Annotated in this window: 17 protein-coding genes; 16 read left to right on the top strand and 1 reads right to left on the bottom strand. The window is 66.9% G+C overall.

Annotation, left to right across the window (positions count from 1 at the left end):
• Positions 1–939 carry a cysteine synthase A gene (gene cysK, locus ACSGC5_RS07315; protein WP_375237235.1) on the bottom strand — a complete coding sequence of 313 codons (939 nt, stop codon included), beginning with the start codon at positions 937–939 and terminating at the stop codon, positions 1–3.
• A 112-nt stretch (positions 940–1,051) separates the two neighbouring features.
• Here cysK and prmC point away from each other — a divergent pair, with 112 nt between their 5' ends.
• From prmC to ACSGC5_RS07235, 16 genes are all read left to right on the top strand, one after another.
• Positions 1,052–1,948, top strand: a complete 897-nt coding sequence (gene prmC / locus ACSGC5_RS07310; protein ID WP_375237236.1) for a peptide chain release factor N(5)-glutamine methyltransferase — start codon at positions 1,052–1,054, stop codon at positions 1,946–1,948.
• A 31-nt stretch (positions 1,949–1,979) separates the two neighbouring features.
• Positions 1,980–2,690 (top strand): L-threonylcarbamoyladenylate synthase, encoded by a 711-nt coding sequence (locus tag ACSGC5_RS07305; RefSeq protein WP_375237237.1) that lies wholly within the window; start codon positions 1,980–1,982, stop codon positions 2,688–2,690.
• Positions 2,687–3,844 carry an MraY family glycosyltransferase gene (locus ACSGC5_RS07300; protein WP_434969984.1) on the top strand — a complete coding sequence of 386 codons (1,158 nt, stop codon included), beginning with the start codon at positions 2,687–2,689 and terminating at the stop codon, positions 3,842–3,844. The genes ACSGC5_RS07305 and ACSGC5_RS07300 overlap by 4 nt, the downstream gene beginning before the upstream one ends.
• Positions 3,841–4,305 (top strand): hypothetical protein, encoded by a 465-nt coding sequence (locus ACSGC5_RS07295; protein WP_434969983.1) that lies wholly within the window; start codon positions 3,841–3,843, stop codon positions 4,303–4,305. Before ACSGC5_RS07300 ends, ACSGC5_RS07295 begins: the two co-directional genes overlap by 4 nt.
• A 138-nt stretch (positions 4,306–4,443) precedes the next feature.
• Complete coding sequence (atpB, locus tag ACSGC5_RS07290) at positions 4,444–5,262, top strand: F0F1 ATP synthase subunit A (protein ID WP_375237241.1); 819 nt, start codon at positions 4,444–4,446, stop codon at positions 5,260–5,262.
• A gap of 44 nt (positions 5,263–5,306) precedes the next feature.
• Complete coding sequence (gene atpE, locus ACSGC5_RS07285) at positions 5,307–5,540, top strand: ATP synthase F0 subunit C (RefSeq protein ID WP_324253920.1); 234 nt, start codon at positions 5,307–5,309, stop codon at positions 5,538–5,540.
• Positions 5,541–5,567: 27 nt separating this feature from the next.
• Positions 5,568–6,122, top strand: coding sequence for a F0F1 ATP synthase subunit B (locus ACSGC5_RS07280; protein ID WP_434969982.1), 555 nt, complete (start codon positions 5,568–5,570; stop codon positions 6,120–6,122).
• Positions 6,122–6,910, top strand: a complete 789-nt coding sequence (locus ACSGC5_RS07275; protein ID WP_375236626.1) for a F0F1 ATP synthase subunit delta — start codon at positions 6,122–6,124, stop codon at positions 6,908–6,910. Before ACSGC5_RS07280 ends, ACSGC5_RS07275 begins: the two co-directional genes overlap by 1 nt.
• Before the next feature lie 72 nt (positions 6,911–6,982).
• Positions 6,983–8,620: a F0F1 ATP synthase subunit alpha gene (gene atpA / locus ACSGC5_RS07270; protein WP_375236625.1), complete on the top strand. Its 1,638-nt coding sequence runs from the start codon at positions 6,983–6,985 to the stop codon at positions 8,618–8,620.
• 22 nt (positions 8,621–8,642) lie between these two features.
• A complete protein-coding gene (locus tag ACSGC5_RS07265) occupies positions 8,643–9,539 on the top strand; it encodes a F0F1 ATP synthase subunit gamma (RefSeq protein WP_375236624.1) in 897 nt (298 codons plus the stop codon).
• A gap of 23 nt (positions 9,540–9,562) precedes the next feature.
• Entirely contained in the window at positions 9,563–11,011 is a 1,449-nt protein-coding gene (atpD, locus tag ACSGC5_RS07260) for a F0F1 ATP synthase subunit beta (RefSeq protein WP_434969981.1), read from the top strand.
• 2 nt (positions 11,012–11,013) lie between these two features.
• The gene (locus ACSGC5_RS07255; RefSeq protein ID WP_434969980.1) at positions 11,014–11,274 is read left to right on the top strand and encodes a F0F1 ATP synthase subunit epsilon; all 261 of its coding nucleotides are present in this window, start codon (positions 11,014–11,016) and stop codon (positions 11,272–11,274) included.
• A gap of 130 nt (positions 11,275–11,404) precedes the next feature.
• Positions 11,405–12,151 (top strand): YaaA family protein, encoded by a 747-nt coding sequence (locus ACSGC5_RS07250; protein WP_434969979.1) that lies wholly within the window; start codon positions 11,405–11,407, stop codon positions 12,149–12,151.
• A gap of 140 nt (positions 12,152–12,291) precedes the next feature.
• On the top strand, positions 12,292–12,981 hold the full coding sequence (locus ACSGC5_RS07245; protein WP_434969978.1) for a large exoprotein: 690 nt from the start codon (positions 12,292–12,294) through the stop codon (positions 12,979–12,981).
• A 204-nt stretch (positions 12,982–13,185) separates the two neighbouring features.
• Complete coding sequence (locus tag ACSGC5_RS07240) at positions 13,186–14,919, top strand: ABC transporter ATP-binding protein (protein ID WP_434969977.1); 1,734 nt, start codon at positions 13,186–13,188, stop codon at positions 14,917–14,919.
• A complete protein-coding gene (locus ACSGC5_RS07235) occupies positions 14,916–16,934 on the top strand; it encodes an ABC transporter ATP-binding protein (RefSeq protein WP_434969976.1) in 2,019 nt (672 codons plus the stop codon). The genes ACSGC5_RS07240 and ACSGC5_RS07235 overlap by 4 nt, the downstream gene beginning before the upstream one ends.
• The last annotated feature ends 72 nt before the right edge of the window (positions 16,935–17,006 follow it).

Genomic DNA, 17,006 nt, shown 5'->3' with positions numbered 1-17,006 from the left:
TCAGTCCTCGCGCAGGTGCTCGAACAGGGCAGTCGAGAGGTAGCGCTCGCCGTTGGAGGGAATGACGACCACGATGTTCTTGCCCGCCGCCTCGGGGCGCGAGGCCACCTGCAGGGCTGCCCACACCGCCGCACCGCTGGAGATGCCGACGAGAATGCCGTCCTTGGTTCCGACATCGCGCGCCGTTGAGATCGCGTCGTCGAACTCGACGTCGATCACCTCGTCGATGACGCCCTGGTCGAGGATCTCGGGGATGAAGTTGGGACCGATGCCCTGGATCTTGTGTGGTCCGGGCTTGCCTTCGGTCAGCAGCGGAGAGTCCTTCGGCTCGACGGCGACCACCTTCACGCCGGGGACGCGCTCCTTGAGCACCTGCCCGACGCCGGTGATCGTGCCGCCGGTGCCGATGCCTGCGACGAAGTAGTCGACCTTGCCGTCGGTGTCCCGCAGGATCTCCTCGGCGGTGGTCTTGCGGTGGATCGCGGGGTTCGCCTCGTTCGCGAACTGCTTGGCCAGCACCGCCCCCGGCGTCTCTGCGGCGATCTCCTCGGCCTTCGCGACGGCGCCCTTCATGCCCAGGGCCGGGTCGGTGAGGACCAGCTCTGCCCCGTAGCCCTTGAGAAGGAGCTTCCGCTCGGTCGACATCGACGAGGGCATCGCGAGGATGACACGGTATCCGCGTGCCGCGCCGACCATGGCCAGGGCGATACCGGTGTTGCCACTGGTCGCTTCCACGATCGTGCCGCCCGGGGGCAGTTGACCGGACGCCTCGGCAGCATCGACGATCGCGATGCCGAGGCGATCCTTGACGCTGGAGGCCGGGTTGTAGAACTCGAGCTTTGCCAGCACGGTGCCCTCGACGCCCTCCGCGACGCGGTTCAGTCGGACGAGGGGGGTGTTTCCGAATGCACTCGTGATGTCGTTGTGGATACCGGTCATTGCGGGGCCTTTCGGGCGACGTAGGTGACGACCACTCAGCCTAGGCGAGCCTCACCTGATCGGGCCCGATTGTGACGAAGAAGGTCCCATCGCCCTAGGCTTGGGGTCGCTCATGCCCCCTCAACGCCCCTCCGACCCCGCCCGCGCCCCGCAGAAGATTGCCGATCAGCTCGCGACGGCAGCGGACGCCCTGGCTGCGGCGGGCCTTCCCGACCCGCGCGTGGATGCCGAGCTGCTGCTGGCCCATGTCCTGGATGTCGGTCGGGGAGAGCTGCAGGCGGCGGCGTTGCGCGGTGAGGTGATCGAGCCCGCGACGGGAGAAGAGTTCGCCCACTGCGTCACACGTCGCGCGGCTCGTGAGCCCCTGCAGCACATCACCGGAACTGCCCCGTTCCGTCATCTCGAGCTGCGCGTCGGTCCGGGCGTCTTCGTGCCGCGTCCCGAGACCGAGACTCTTGTCCAGATCGCCATCGACGCGCTGCGCGCGTCGGCCTCGCCCGCACCGATCGCGATCGATCTCGGCACCGGGTCCGGCGCGATCGCGCTCGCGATGGCGACCGAAGTGCCCCACGCCCGTGTCTACGCGGCAGAGAACGCCGTCGATGCGTTCGTGTGGGCCAAGGAGAACTTCGCCCACGTCGGGGCGCACAACGCGACGCTCGCCTTCATCGACCTGGCTCGCGCGTTCCCCGACCTCGACGGCACCGCTAGTGTCGTCGTCAGCAATCCGCCGTATGTCCCGGAAGCGGCGATCCCACGCGATCCCGAGGTGCGCTGGTTCGATCCCCCCAGTGCGCTCTACGGCGGCGTTGATGGTTTGGACGTCGTCCGCGAGGTCAGCGCCTCCGCGCTGCGGCTTGCTCACCCGGGGGGAATGGTCGCCATCGAACATGGCGAGAACCAGGGCGCGGCGATCCGCGAGCTGCTGGCCGCAGACGGGTGGCGCGCCCCCGCCACCCACATGGATCTCACGCGTCGCGACCGCGTCACGACAGCGCTGCATCCGTAACCACTGCCTCGTTCCGTAGACTGGGCACGCCATGTCCGACGTCTTCGACTGCCGCGACGACGCCCAGCTCTTGCCCGGCATGCGACAGGCACGCCAGGCGATCGGCCGGGGCGCCCTCGTCGTCATCCCCACCGACACCGTCTACGGTGTCGCCGCCGACGCTTTCAACGCCGCCGCCGTGCAGCGCCTCCTGGACGCCAAGGGGCGCACCCGCCAGTCGCCTCCTCCTGTGCTGGTGGCGGGCGTCGCGATGGTGCGGGCGCTCGTGGCCGAGGTGCCCGAACCCGTCGAACGGCTGATCGACCGATTCTGGCCGGGAGGGCTCACGATCGTCCTTCCCGCGCAGCCCTCGCTCACGTGGGACCTGGGGGAGACCCGAGGAACCGTGGCGGTCCGCATGCCCGACCATCGCATCGCCCTCGAACTCCTCGAGGAGACCGGCCCGCTCGCCGTCTCGAGCGCGAATCTCACCGGGGAGGCCGCGGCCATCGACGCGCTGAACGCGCGCCAGATGCTCGGCGATCGCGTCGACGTCTACCTCGATTCGGGACCTGTGCCCACCGGCGTGCCCTCGACGATCCTCGACGCGACCGGACTCGCTCGTCGCGAGCCGGGCCACGCTCGTATCCTGCGCGAGGGCGCCGTGAGCGTCGATGAGATCCGTGACGTGATCGGCGACCTTCTCGAGGATCCTTCGGCGCCGCACGCCGACACGGATGCCGACGCCCCCGGATCCGCGTGAAGCAGTACCTGTTCGTCGTCATCCTGACCGCGACCATCACTCTCGTGCTGGCGTGGGCGGTGTGGCAGCTGAGCATGCGGTACAAGCTCTACCCCGGCATCCGCGAGCGTGACGTCCACAAGACCCCGACGCCCCGGCTGGGCGGTGTCGCGATGTACATCGGAATCGTCGCCGCCTTCCTGGCCTCGTCACAACATCCGTTCTTCTCGATCTTCTGGGCCGATCCCGCCGCGGTGTGGGCGATCCTCGGGGCGACGACCCTCATCGTCATCGTCGGGGTGGCCGACGACGTGTGGGACCTCGACTGGATGATCAAGCTCGGTGCGCAGTTCGTTGCAGCCGGGATCATCGCCTGGTTCGGCAAGCTCCAGATCCTGTCCCTGCCGATCGGCGGCCTGACCGTCGGCTCCAGCTGGATGAGTTTCGTGCTGACGGTGCTCTCGATCGTCGTCGTCATGAACGCCGTCAACTTCATCGACGGCCTGGACGGCCTGGTCGCCGGCGTCGCCCTCATCGCCAACGCTGTCTTCTTCGCCTACTCATATCTGCTGGTGCGCGATGCCGGCGCCACGACCTACTTCAATCTGGCGTCGTTCATCGCAGCCGCGCTCATCGGCGCCTGTATCGGCTTCCTGCCGCTGAACTGGACGCCCGCCAAGCTGTTCATGGGTGACAGCGGCGCGCTCATGCTGGGTCTGTTGATGGCCGTGTCCGCGATCGCGATCACCGGTCAGATCACCCCATCCCAGCTCGATCCCGACAACTTCGGCAGGTCGCAGCTGTTGGGTGCCTTCATCCCGATCCTCCTGCCGATCACGATCGTCCTGCTGCCGCTGCTGGACTTCGGTCTCGCGATCATCCGCCGGGTCAGCGCCGGCAAGTCGCCGTTCTCCCCCGACCGCAAGCACCTGCATCACCGGATGCTCGACATGGGGCATAGTGACCGGACCGCCGTTCTGATCTTCTACGCGTGGACCGCGGTGATCGGACTGGCGATGCTGCTGATGTACATCGGCACGGCCTCCGACTGGCCGGGGGAGTACCTCATCGGCGTCGGATTCGGTGCCCTCGGCGTCATCGCCTGCCTCGTTGTGACCCTCATGCCCCCCGAGCGCCGCCCCGCGCGCGCCACGACCGCCCAGGAGGCCTCGTGAGTACCGTGTCCAGCACCCCGATCCTGCGGACGACCCTGATCTGGTCGGCGATCGTGACCGGGGCTCTTGCCGTCGCAGGCTCCGTCGTCGGCTATCTCGTCGCGGGCGAGTCCGGTCTGTGGAGCGCACTGGTCGGCGTGCTCCTGGCGGCGTTGTTCCTGGGAATCACCGGCATCAGCATCCTCGTGGCCAACCGCTGGTTCGGCACGGACCTGTACGTGCCGCTGTTCTTCGGGATCGTGCTCGGTGGATGGCTGTTGAAGTTCGTCGTCTTCTTGATCGTTCTGTTCGTCGTCCGCGATCAGCCGTGGGTCAACTCGCTCGTCTTCTTCGTCGCCATTGTGGCGGGGGTTCTCGCCTCGCTTGCGGTCGATGTCATCGTCGTGACCCGCATGCGCGTGCCCTATGCGAGCGACACGACCCTGCCGACGACCGACCCTGACGAGGCCCCGGGAGACTGACGCGGCGCCCGGAGCTCTCCGGATTTGCTAGGGTGGTCTTGCGCCCGCCCGTTCGCCTGACGAGCGCTGTCGGGATCGCCACTTCACCGCCCATCGTCGCAACGGCTAGTACCCGATGCCCCGAAGCTGGAGCCAGCGCTGTTTACCGAAGCTGCGACCCTGATTGCGTCCACCGCCGAAGACGGCGGGGGATTCCACGGACCGTCCGTCGACGAGTTCTTCCCCGAGCCGATCTTCTACCTCTTCGGTATTGAGGCTCTCGCAGTCACTCGAATCACCCTCATCCAGTTCGCCGCGACGATCGCTGTGGTGTTGATCTTCTGGCTCGGCACCCGACGGATGCGCGTCGTCCCGGGCCGGTTCCAGAGCCTGGTCGAGATGGGTCTCGACTTCGTTCGTGTCAACATCGCCGAAGACCTCCTGGGCAAGAAGGACGGCCAGCGGTTCCTGCCGATCCTCACGACGATGTTCTTCATGATCCTGTTCATGAACATCACGGGAATCATCCCGTTCATGAACATCGCCGGCACCAGCGTCATCGCTGTGCCCCTCGTGCTGGCGATCATCAGCTACGTCACGTTCATCTACGCGGGTATTCGCAAGAGTCCGAAGAACTTCTTCAAGAACTCCCTGTTCCCCTCGGGCGTGCCCTGGCCGATCTACATCATCGTCACCCCCATCGAGCTGATCTCGACGTTCATCATCCGCCCGGTGACGCTGACTCTCCGACTTCTCATGAACATGATGGTCGGCCACCTCCTGCTGGTGCTGTTCTTCGCAGCGACGCAGTTCTTCCTCTTCGACCTCGGCGGCTGGTGGTCGGCTCTGGCAGCCGGCAGCCTCGCGTTCGGGTTCGTCTTCACTCTCTTCGAAATCCTGGTCTCTGTCCTCCAGGCGTACGTCTTCGCCCTCCTCACCGCGGTCTACATCCAGCTCGCGGTGGCGGAAGAGCACTAAGCGGGTCGGCCCGAAAGCCGCCCTCAACCGAAAGGAAAAAATCCGTGGACGCAACTACGGTTCTCGCCCAGGTCACCGGCAACGTCGCGACGATGGGTTACGGCCTCGCCGCCATCGGCCCGGCGATCGGCGTGGGCATCGTCGTCGGCAAGACGATCGAAGGCGTCGCTCGCCAGCCCGAACTGGCCGGCCGACTGCAGGTCCTCATGTGGATCGGTATCGCCTTCACCGAGGCGCTGGCGTTCATCGGTATCGCCGCCGGCTTCATCTTCGTCTGATCCCCCACTGCTGACTAAGGAGACAGGATGCTCACGGCTCTTGTCACGTACGCCGCCGAAGAGGGGGCTGCCAAAAACCCTCTCATCCCGGCGTGGTACGACATCATCTGGTCGGGCGTGTGCTTCATCGTCATCCTCGTCCTGTTCTGGCTCTACGCCCTGCCGCGGATGAAGAAGCTGCTCGACGAGCGCTCCGCGGCGATCGAAGGCAACATCGCGAAGGCCGACGAGGCCCAGCGCAAGGCCGAAGCGGCGCTCGAGGAGTACACCGCTCAGCTCGCTGACGCGCGCCGCGAAGCCGGTGAGATCCGCGACGCCGCCCGCGAGGACGGCAAGAAGATCCTCGCCGAGGCCAAGGAGAACGCGTCGGCCGAGGCCGCACGCCTCACCGCGGCAGCGCACGCGCAGATCGATGCCGAACGGCAATCCGCGTTCGTGTCGCTGCGCAGTGAGGTCGGGACGCTCGCGCTCGATCTCGCCGGTGGCGTGATCGGCGAGACGCTCTCCGATGACGCGAAGGCAAAGGCCGTTGTCGACCGTTTCCTCGCTGACCTCGAGGCATCCGAGACGGCGGCGAAGTAATGGGAAGTGCGACGAATCAGGCGCTCGCGGAGACGACCGCGGCGCTGGCTGCGGCTCGTGGCGTCGACCTGACCGTCGCCCGCGAGCTTTTCGTGGCTGCCCGCGAGCTCGCGGAGTCCACACAGCTGAGCGGCGCACTCGCGGACTCCGCAGCGGCCCCCGCAGCGCGCGCAAAGGTGATCACCGACGTCTTCGGGCCATCGATGGCTCCCGCGACGGTCGGGCTGCTCAGCAATGCTGTGCAGCAGCGGTGGTCGTCGGCGTCCGACCTCGTGGATGGCATCGAAGAGCTCGCTGTCAGGGCCGCGACGATCGCGTCCTCGGCGGATGTCGAGTCTGAGCTGTTCGAGTTCTCCCGCACGGTTGCGGCGAACCCGGAGCTGGAGCTTGCGCTCGGCAGCCGACTGGGCGAGGCGTCGCTGAAGGGTGCTCTCGTCGAGAAACTGCTTACCGGGCGTGCGAGCGAGGCGACCGTTCTTATCGCGGCCTCGCTGGCGCAGCAACCGCGCGAGCGGCGGGTGCGCCAGCTGCTCTCGCGGGCGATCCGAATCGTCGCCGACGAGCGCGGTCGTGCCGTTGCGACGGTGACGGCCGCGGCGCCCCTGAGCGCAGAGCAGACGGCGCGCCTGACGGAGCTGCTCACCCGTCGATACGGCACCAAGATCTCCCTGAACACCGTGATCGACCCCGCCGTCGTGGGCGGACTGCGCGTGCAGATCGCCGACGACGTCATCGACATGAGTGTTTCCTCCCGGCTCGCCGACCTGCGTCAGCGACTGGCCGGCTAACGACACCGCCGCGAGGCGCAGACTTCGGGTCCGATGCACGGAACCCGAGAAGGACCCCAACGAAGGAAGACCATGGCAGAACTCTCCATCAGCCCCGACGTCATCCGTGACGCGCTGAAAGACTTCGTCGCCGCGTACGAGCCCTCCGGGGCAGCGGCCAACGAGGTCGGAACCGTCATCGACGCCGCCGACGGCATCGCCCACGTCGAGGGCCTCCCCGGCGTCATGGCCAACGAGCTGGTCACCTTCGCCGACGGCACTCAGGGCCTCGCCCTGAACCTCGACGAGCACGAGATCGGTGTCGTCGTCCTCGGTGACTTCGCCGGCATCGAGGCGGGCCAGCAGGTCACGCGTACCGGCGAGGTGCTCTCGGTTCCCGTCGGCGACGGCTACCTCGGCCGCGTCGTCGACCCGCTCGGCAACCCCATTGATGGCCTTGGCGAGATCGCGACCGAGGGCCGTCGCGCGCTCGAGTTGCAGGCGCCGGGCGTCATGCAGCGCAAGAGCGTGCACGAGCCCATGCAGACGGGCATCAAGGCGATCGACGCCATGATCCCGATCGGCCGCGGACAGCGCCAGCTCATCATCGGCGACCGTCAGACGGGCAAGACCGCGATCGCGATCGACACGATCATCAACCAGAAGGACAACTGGGCGTCCGGCGACCCGACCAAGCAGGTGCGCTGCATCTACGTGGCGATCGGTCAGAAGGGTTCGACGATCGCATCCGTGAAGGGCGCCCTCGAGGATGCCGGTGCCATGGAGTACACGACGATCGTCGCGGCCCCCGCTTCCGACCCCGCCGGCTTCAAGTACCTCGCTCCGTACACCGGCTCTGCCATCGGCCAGCACTGGATGTACGGCGGCAAGCACGTCCTGATCATCTTCGACGACCTGTCGAAGCAGGCCGAGGCGTATCGTGCCGTGTCGCTGCTGCTGCGCCGTCCGCCGGGCCGTGAGGCGTACCCCGGTGACGTCTTCTACCTGCACTCGCGTCTGCTGGAGCGCTGCGCGAAGCTCTCCGACGAACTGGGTGCCGGCTCGATGACCGGTCTTCCGATCATCGAGACGAAGGCCAACGACGTGTCGGCCTACATCCCGACCAACGTGATCTCGATCACCGACGGACAGATCTTCCTGCAGTCGGACCTGTTCAACGCGAACCAGCGTCCGGCCGTCGACGTGGGTATTTCGGTCTCGCGTGTCGGTGGCGACGCGCAGGTCAAGTCGATCAAGAAGGTCTCGGGAACACTCAAGCTCGAGCTCGCGCAGTACCGCTCACTCGAGGCGTTCGCGATGTTCGCCAGCGACCTGGATGCGGCGTCTCGCCGTCAGCTGGCCCGCGGCGCTCGTCTGACCGAGCTGCTCAAGCAGCCGCAGTACGACCCGTACCCGGTCGAGGAGCAGGTCGTCTCGATCTGGGCCGGCACCAACGGCAAGCTCGACACGATCGAGGTCGAAGACGTGCTGCCGTTCGAGCGGGAGCTTCTGGACTTCCTGCGTCGCAACACGACGATCCTCGACCGGTTGCGCGAGACCAACGTGCTGGATGACGACACCGTCGCCGAGCTCGAGAAGGTCGTCGACGACTTCGTGCTGGAGTTCCGCTCGGGCAAGGGTCAGGCGATCTCCAAGCCCGGCCACGAAGAGGTCGGCGCGGCGCACGCCGAGGATGTCAACCAGGAGAAGATCGTCAAGGGCCGCCACTAAGGGCGCGCGAGGTCGATAAACCATGGGCGCACAACTCCGGGTCTACAAGCAGAAGATCTCTTCTGCTCAGACGACCAAGAAGATCACGAAGGCGATGGAACTCATCGCGGCTTCGCGCATCCAGAAGGCGATGGCGCGCGTGCGCGCGTCCGCTCCCTTCGCGCGTGCCGTGACCCGCGCCGTCTCGGCGGTCGCCACGCACTCCAACGTGGATCACCCCCTGACCACGGAGCGGGAGGTCATCCGTCGCTCAGCGGTGGTGATCTTCGCTTCGGACCGAGGGCTTGCGGGCGCGTTCAACTCGCAGATCCTCCGCGAGGGTCTCGAGCTGGCACAGCTGCTCCGTGAGCAGGGCAAGGAACCTGTCTTCTATCTCGTGGGACGCAAGGCCGTCGGCTACTTCCAGTTCCGGAAGATGGCCAGCGCCGCGCAGTGGACGGGAGACACCGACACGCCTCACTTCCACACGGCCGAAGAGATCGCGGCTGCTCTGCTGGATGCCTACGACCGCGGCGGCGACGAGGGCGGCGTCGACGAGATCCATCTCGTCTACAACCGCTTCGTGAGCATGATGACCCAGACGCCGGAGCAGGTGCGCCTGCTTCCGCTCGAGGTCGTCGAAGCCGAAGAGTCGGCGTCGGCTCAGGTGTACCCGCTGTACGAGTTCGAGCCGGATGCCGAAACGGTGCTCAACCAGCTGCTGCCGGTGTACATCCAGAGCCGTGTCTTCAACGCTCTGCTGCAGTCGTCGGCGGCCAAGCACGCCGCGACGCAGAAGGCCATGAAGTCCGCGAGCGACAACGCAGACAAGCTCATCACCGATTACACACGCCTGCGCAACAACGCGCGACAGGCCGAGATCACGCAGCAGATCGCCGAGATCGTCGGCGGCGCCGACGCTCTGGCGTCGGGCAAGTAGACCTGACACGAAAGAGAATGACCATGACCCCCACCGCTACCGCCGAGAAGACCGCGGTCGTCGGCCGCGTCGCGCGCGTCACCGGCCCCGTCGTCGACATCGAGTTCCCGCACGATGCGATTCCCGAGATCTACAACGCGCTGAAGACCACGATCACGATCGAGGGCGAGTCCAGCGAGCTGACCCTCGAGGTCGCACAGCACCTGGGCGACGACCTCATCCGCGCGATCGCGCTCAAGCCGACGGACGGACTCGTGCGCGGCCAGGAGGTGCGCGACACCGGGGGACCGATCTCCGTCCCCGTGGGTGACGTCACCAAGGGGCGCGTGTTCAACGTCACCGGTGACATCCTCAACGGCGAGCCCGGCGAGCAGGTCGAGATCACCGAGCGCTGGGGTATCCACCGCAAGGCTCCCGCGTTCGATCAGCTCGAGTCCAAGACGCAGATGTTCGAGACCGGCATCAAGGTCATCGACCTGCTCACCCCGTACGTGCTCGGCGGCAAGATCGGCCTGTTCGGCGGTGCGGGCGTCGGCAAGACCGTCCTCATCCAGGAGATGATCCAGCGCGTCGCGCAGGACCACGGCGGTGTGTCGGTGTTCGCGGGCGTCGGTGAGCGTACCCGTGAGGGCAACGACCTCATCCACGAGATGGAGGAGGCGGGCGTCTTCGACAAGACGGCGCTGGTGTTCGGTCAGATGGATGAGCCGCCGGGGACGCGTCTGCGCGTCGCCCTGTCGGCGCTGACGATGGCTGAATACTTCCGTGACGTGCAGAAGCAGGACGTGCTGTTGTTCATCGACAACATCTTCCGCTTCACGCAGGCCGGTTCCGAGGTCTCGACGCTGCTGGGCCGCATGCCCTCGGCTGTGGGATACCAGCCGAACCTGGCTGACGAGATGGGCATCCTGCAGGAGCGCATCACCTCGACCCGCGGTCACTCGATCACCTCGCTGCAGGCGATCTACGTTCCCGCCGACGACTACACCGACCCCGCGCCGGCGACCACCTTCGCCCACCTGGATGCCACGACCGAACTCTCGCGTGAGATCGCGTCGAAGGGTCTGTACCCCGCCGTGGACCCGCTGACCTCGACCAGCCGCATCCTGGACCCGCGCTACATCGGCGCGGACCACTACCGTGTGGCGACGGCCGTGAAGCAGATCCTGCAGAAGAACAAGGAACTGCAGGAGATCATCGCGATCCTCGGTGTGGACGAGCTCTCCGAAGAGGACAAGGTTGTCGTCGCCCGCGCGCGTCGCATCCAGCAGTTCCTCTCGCAGAACACCTACATGGCCAAGAAGTTCACGGGCGTGGAGGGTTCCACCGTTCCGATCAAGGAGACGATCGAGTCCTTCGACGCGATCGTCAAGGGCGATTTCGATCACGTGGCCGAGCAGGCGTTCTTCAACGTCGGCGGCATCTCGGACGTCGAAGAGCGCTGGGCGCAGATCCAGAAGGAGAACGGCTGATCATGCCGCTGCACGTGAGCCTCGTCTCCGCCGACGCGGAAGTGTGGTCGGGGGAGGCATCCCTCGTGGTCGCGAAGACCGTCGAAGGCGAGATCGGCTTCATGACGGGGCACGAGCCTGTGCTCGCGATCCTCGCCGAGGGCCAGGTGCGCATCACGAAGGATGACGGCAGCAAGGTCGTCGCGAACGCTCAGGATGGCTTCCTCTCGATTGAGGGTAACGTCGTCACGATCGTCGCGGGCAACGCCGCGCTCGTCGCCTGACACGACAGTCCCCCTGCCGAGGTCGACGGAGTCGGCCCGTGCGGGGTGCACGAACACTCGCCGGGGTGGGACGAATGCACTGTCATCCGTCCCACCCCGGCGAGTGCGTCTTCCCCGGTGACGGGCGGCCATGCTGATCCTGCTGCCGCCGTCGGAGACGAAGCGGCCAGGTGGGGAGGGGCCGCCGTGGGATGCATCCGCGCTGGCACTTTCCGAACTGACGTCCATCCGCGAGTCGGTCATCGACGCACTGGTCCGGCTGAGCGATGATCCGGATGCTGCGGCGAGGGTCCTCAAGCTCGGACCGACGCAGCGCGGCGAGATCGAGACGAATCGGGTGCTGCGGACGTCCCCGACGATGCCGGCAATCGACCGGTACACCGGAGTTCTTTTCGATGCTCTCGACGCTGCCACCCTTGACGCTTCTGCCCGACGGTGGCTCGGCACCCACGTCTTGATCCACTCCGCGCCGTTCGGGCCGATCGGGGCCCTGGATCCGATCCCGTCCTACCGCCTCGGTGCCGGCATCCGTGTGCCGAATCTCCCGCCCGCGCGGCGCCTGTGGGGCCCGGCGGTGACAACGGCGCTGGCTCGGCGCGAAGAGGCGTTCGTGCTCGACCTGAGGTCCGAGGCCTACGTCGCGCTCGGAGCTGCGCCGATCGAGCGAAGCGTGTACCTGCGGGTTCTCACGCGCGGTGCCGACGGTCAGACGCGGGCGCTGAACCACTTCAACAAGGCGGCCAAGGGCGAACTGGTGCGCCGCCTGGCCCGGCACCGACCGCCGCTGGCGAGCGTCGCCGACGTCGTGGACTGGGCGCGGGAGTCCGGCCTCGATCTGGCGCCCGGCGCGCCGGGAGAGCTCGCGCTGTTCGTCTGAGTCGGCCCGAGCAACGCGATGCACGTGCCACGGGTGCATGACACCGGGCATCGCGTGTCGCTAGCATGTGGAGCAACGGGCGAATGCCCCGTCGCGCACCAGCTCGAGGTGCGAGTCCTGACCGTTCGGGAGGAACGTTCATGTTCGAAAACGTAGGCGCATCGGTCGTCTATTACAACGACGGCGCGTCGATCGGCTTGCTGATCTTTCTCGCCTTCTTCTGGATCCTGTTCGCTGCCGCGGGGTACATCCTCACCTCGTTCTTCTTGATGAGGATCTTCGACAAGGCCGGCGTGCAGGGCAAGTGGCGCGCGTGGGTGCCGGTCTACAACGGCATGATCTTCCTCAAGCTCGGTGACCTCAGCCCCTGGCTGCTGCTGTATGCCATCGGTGCCGCAATCCTGCTCGGTTGGATCCCGGTCATCGGCCAGCTGATCGGTCTTGCCGCGTTCATCCTGACGCTGCTCGCCGCATGGCGCGTGGGTCTGAAGCTGCAGAAGGAAGCAGTCTGGCTCATCCTCTACTTCTTCCTCTCGATCGTGTGGCTCGGTATCGCCGCCTTCGACAAGTCGCGGTGGAACACGGCGATCCCTGCCGCACCGTGGGCCGGCAACGGATTCCTGGGCGACCGGACGAACTGGGACGGCATCCCCTCGCAGGTCCCGGCCGGCGGGTACCCCGCCAACCCGGCCACGAGCCCCGCGCCCGGCTACGCTGCGCCGCCCGCACCGCCGACCGGGTACGCGCCCCCGGCCGCTCCGCCCGCCGCGGCACCGCAGCCCCCGGCCAACACCGAGCCGCCCGCGGCTCCGGAGGACCCCAAGGCCTGACGGAAACGCCTGACAGAAGAGGCTCCCACCGCATCGGTGGGAGCCTCTTCTCTCGTTCGGCCAGATGCGCCGACGCTGCCGCAACTCCGCCCTCCGCGTCGTGGCACGTGGCGATTTGCCCGCGGTCGGATGCCGGGCGTAGCGTCAGCGAGGGCGCGCTCGGCGCAGACCCGGCGCTGTGCTCTCTGAGGGAAGGACCTCCTCGTGCTCTGGACGCTTCTGGTTCGCTATCTGCGGCCCGCATGGCCGCTGATCGTTGCTGTCGTCGTTTTCCAGCTCGCGCAGTCGATCGCGTCGCTGCTGCTGCCGAGTCTGAACGCCGACATCATCGACAACGGCGTGGTCACGGGGGACATCGCGTATATCTGGTCGACCGGCGGTGTCATGCTCATCGTGTCGCTCGTGCAGGTGGTGTGCGCGATCGTCGCGGTCTACTTCGGCTCGCGGATGGCGATGGGGATGGGAAAGCGCCTCCGCGCCGACGTCTTCCGTCGGGTCGTCGCGTTCTCGCAACGCGAGGTGGGACACTTCGGCGCCCCCTCGTTGATCACGCGCAACACGAACGACGTGCAGCAGGTGCAGATGCTCGTTCAGGTGTCGGCGACGCTCATGGTGTCGGCGCCCATGCTCGCCATCGGCGGTGTCGTCATGGCGATCCGGCAGGACCCGGGGCTGTCGTGGCTCATGGCCGTCGCGGTTCCCGTGCTGCTGATCCTCGTGGCCCTCATCGTGGTGCGGATGGTCCCCGCCTTCACCGTCATGCAACAGCGCATCGACCGGGTCAATCAGATCATGCGGGAACAGCTGACCGGCATCCGCGTCGTGCGGGCTTTCGTCCGCGAAGATCAGGAACGCGCGCGATTCGACGTCGCGAGTCGCGATGTCATGGCGACGGGGCTTCGTGCGGGCAACCTGATGGCGCTCATGTTTCCCGTCGTCATGCTCGTGCTGAACGTCTCGAGCGTCGCGGTGATCTGGTTCGGCGCCTTCCAAGTGCAGTACGACGACGTCGAGATCGGGACGCTCTTCGCGTTCCTCACCTACATCATGCAGATCCTCATGGGCGTCATGATGGCGACGTTCATGTTCGTCATGATCCCGCGCGCTGCCGTGTGCGCGAACCGTATCGGCGAGGTGCTGGAGACCGAGCCGTCGGTAGAGCCACCTGTCACACCCGTGGCCGCACCGACGCCGCAGGGCCGGATCGAGTTCGTTCATGTCGACTTCGCGTACCCGGGAGCCCAGGATGCGGTGCTTCACGACATCACGTTCACCGTCGAGCCGGGAACGACGACCGCGATCATCGGGTCGACCGGGGCGGGCAAGTCGACGCTCATCGGGCTGGTGCCGCGGCTGTTCGACGTGACGGCAGGGCAGGTCAGGGTCGACGGCGTCGACGTCCGCGAGTACGAACCCGACCAGCTCTGGGCGCGGATCGGGCTCGTCCCCCAGCGGGCGTTCCTGTTCTCGGGCACCGTCGCCTCCAATCTGCGCTACGGCGATGCCGAGGCTGACGACGAGAGTCTCTGGCGCGCGCTCGAGCTCGCTCAGGCCCGCTCGTTCGTTGAAGGATTCCCGCTCGGGCTCGACGCGCCGATCGCGCAGGGTGGCACCAACGTCTCGGGTGGTCAGCGGCAGCGGCTGGCGATCGCCCGGGCGCTCGTGAAGCGGCCCGCAATCTACGTCTTCGACGACTCGTTCTCGGCGCTCGACCTGCGGACGGATGCGGCGCTGCGCCGGGCATTGGACACCGAACTCCCTGACGCGACGCGTCTGGTCGTCGCGCAGCGGGTCTCAACGATCCAGCACGCCGACCAGATCGTGGTGCTCGATCACGGCCGCGTCGTCGGCATCGGCACGCACGATCATCTCGTGGAGTCGTGTGAGACCTACCGAGAGATCGTGGACTCGCAGCTGTCGGCCGAGGCTGCCGCATGAGCGCGCCACGTCCCGCTGCGGGACCCGCACCGACCGCACGCGGCCCGATGGGGGGCCCGATGGGGCGAGGTGTCGGGATGCCGGTGCAGAAGGCGCAGAACTTCGGTGGCAGTGCTCGGCGGCTGCTCGCCCACCTCCGCCAGGAGAACGCGCTCCTGGTCGTTGTGATCATCCTGGGCGTGTTCTCCGTCGCCTTGTCGGTGATCGGTCCGAAACTCCTCGGCGACGGCACCAATCTCGTCTTCGCCGGGTTCATCTCCCTGCAGTTCGCTGATGTCCCCGCGGGGACGACGCAGCAGCAGATCATGGACCAGCTGATCGCGAGCGGTCAGCAGGAACAGGCGGATCTGCTCTCCACGATGACCTTCACGCCGGGCGCGGGGATCGACTTCGCGACGCTCGGACACCTCCTCCTGGTCGTGCTGGCGGTCTACGTGGGGGCGAGCCTGTTCGGGTGGTTGCAGGCCCGCATCCTCAACGGCGTCGTGCAGCGCGCGATGCACCGGCTGCGCATCCAGGTCGAGGACAAGATCCACCGCCTGCCGCTGTCGTACTTCGACCGCGTCCAGCGCGGCGAACTGCTCAGCCGTGTGACCAACGATGTCGACAACATCGGTCAGAGCCTCCAGCAGACACTCTCGCAGGTGGTCATCTCGCTTCTGACGGTCGTCGGTGTGCTGGTGATGATGTTCGTGATCTCGCCGCTGCTGGCGGTCATCGCGCTGGTCACGATCCCCCTGACGGTTCTGGTCACCGTCCTCGTCGCGCGTCGCTCGCAGGCGTTGTTCGTCACGCAATGGCGCGCGACGGGAGTCCTGAACGCCAGGATCGAGGAGACGTTCTCGGGCCATTCCGTCGTGAAGGTCTTCGGGCACCAGCGCGAGGCCGAGACCGACTTCGCCGCCGAGAACGAGGAGGTGTACCGCGCAAGCTTCGGGGCGCAGTTCCTTTCGGGCATCATCATGCCGGCGATGATGTTCATCGGGAACCTGGTCTACGTCGCGATCGCCGTCGTGGGTGGCCTCCAGGTCGCGGGGGGACTCCTGTCCATCGGCGGCGTGCAGGCGTTCATCCAGTACTCGCGCCAGTTCACCCAGCCGCTGAGCCAGCTGGGATCGATGGCCAACCTGCTGCAATCCGGGGTCGCGAGCGCGGAGCGGGTCTTCGAACTCCTCGACGAACCCGAACAGAGCGACGATCCGGCCCCGGCGGGGACGGTCCCGCAGGATGCGAGCACGCTCGAGTTCCGTGATGTCTCGTTCCGCTACGTCGCAGACACCCCGCTGATCGACGGGCTGAGCCTGCGCGCGGCATCCGGAAGCACCGTCGCGATCGTGGGACCCACGGGCGCGGGCAAGACCACGCTCGTGAACCTCGTGATGCGCTTCTACGACGTCGACAGCGGCGGCATCCTGTTGGACACCGCCTCGGGTCTGTCCGGTGGTGGCATCGACACGCGACGGATGACGCGGGACGATCTGCGGGCCCGCACCGGGATGGTGCTCCAGGACACGTGGCTGTTCACGGGCACGATCCGCGAGAACATCGCGTACGGCCGTCCCGATGCGAGCGACGAGGAGATCATCGAGGCAGCGACCGCGGCGTATGTGGATCGGTTCGTCCATGCGCTGCCGGACGGATACGACACGATGCTCGATGATGAGGCCACGAATCTCTCGGTGGGAGAGCGCCAGCTGGTCACGATCGCCCGTGCGTTCCTCGCCGATCCTCGCATCCTGATCCTCGACGAGGCCACCTCGTCGGTGGACACTCGCACCGAGCTGCTCATTCAGCGTGCGATGTCCCGGCTCCGCCGCGACCGCACCTCCTTCGTGATCGCGCATCGGCTCTCGACGATCCGGGACGCCGACCTCATCCTGGTGATGGAGAGCGGCGCGATCGTCGAACAGGGAACCCACGAGCAGCTGCTGCGCGCGCGGGGAGCGTACTGGGCGCTGTACAACGCGCAGTTCGACGCCCCCGCCGACGAGGGACCGGAGCCGGCCGTTCCATGACGTCGCAGCCCTCCCGACCGGCGCGGCGCCGCGGGGTCGCGCCGCCGCGTGGCAGACGTTCGATTAGTATGT

The organism is Microbacterium sp. bgisy207, from assembly GCF_965345035.1.
Lineage (GTDB): Bacteria > Actinomycetota > Actinomycetes > Actinomycetales > Microbacteriaceae > Microbacterium.
Note: the sequence above shows the minus strand (reverse complement) of the source record. Positions and strands in the feature narration are given on the sequence as shown.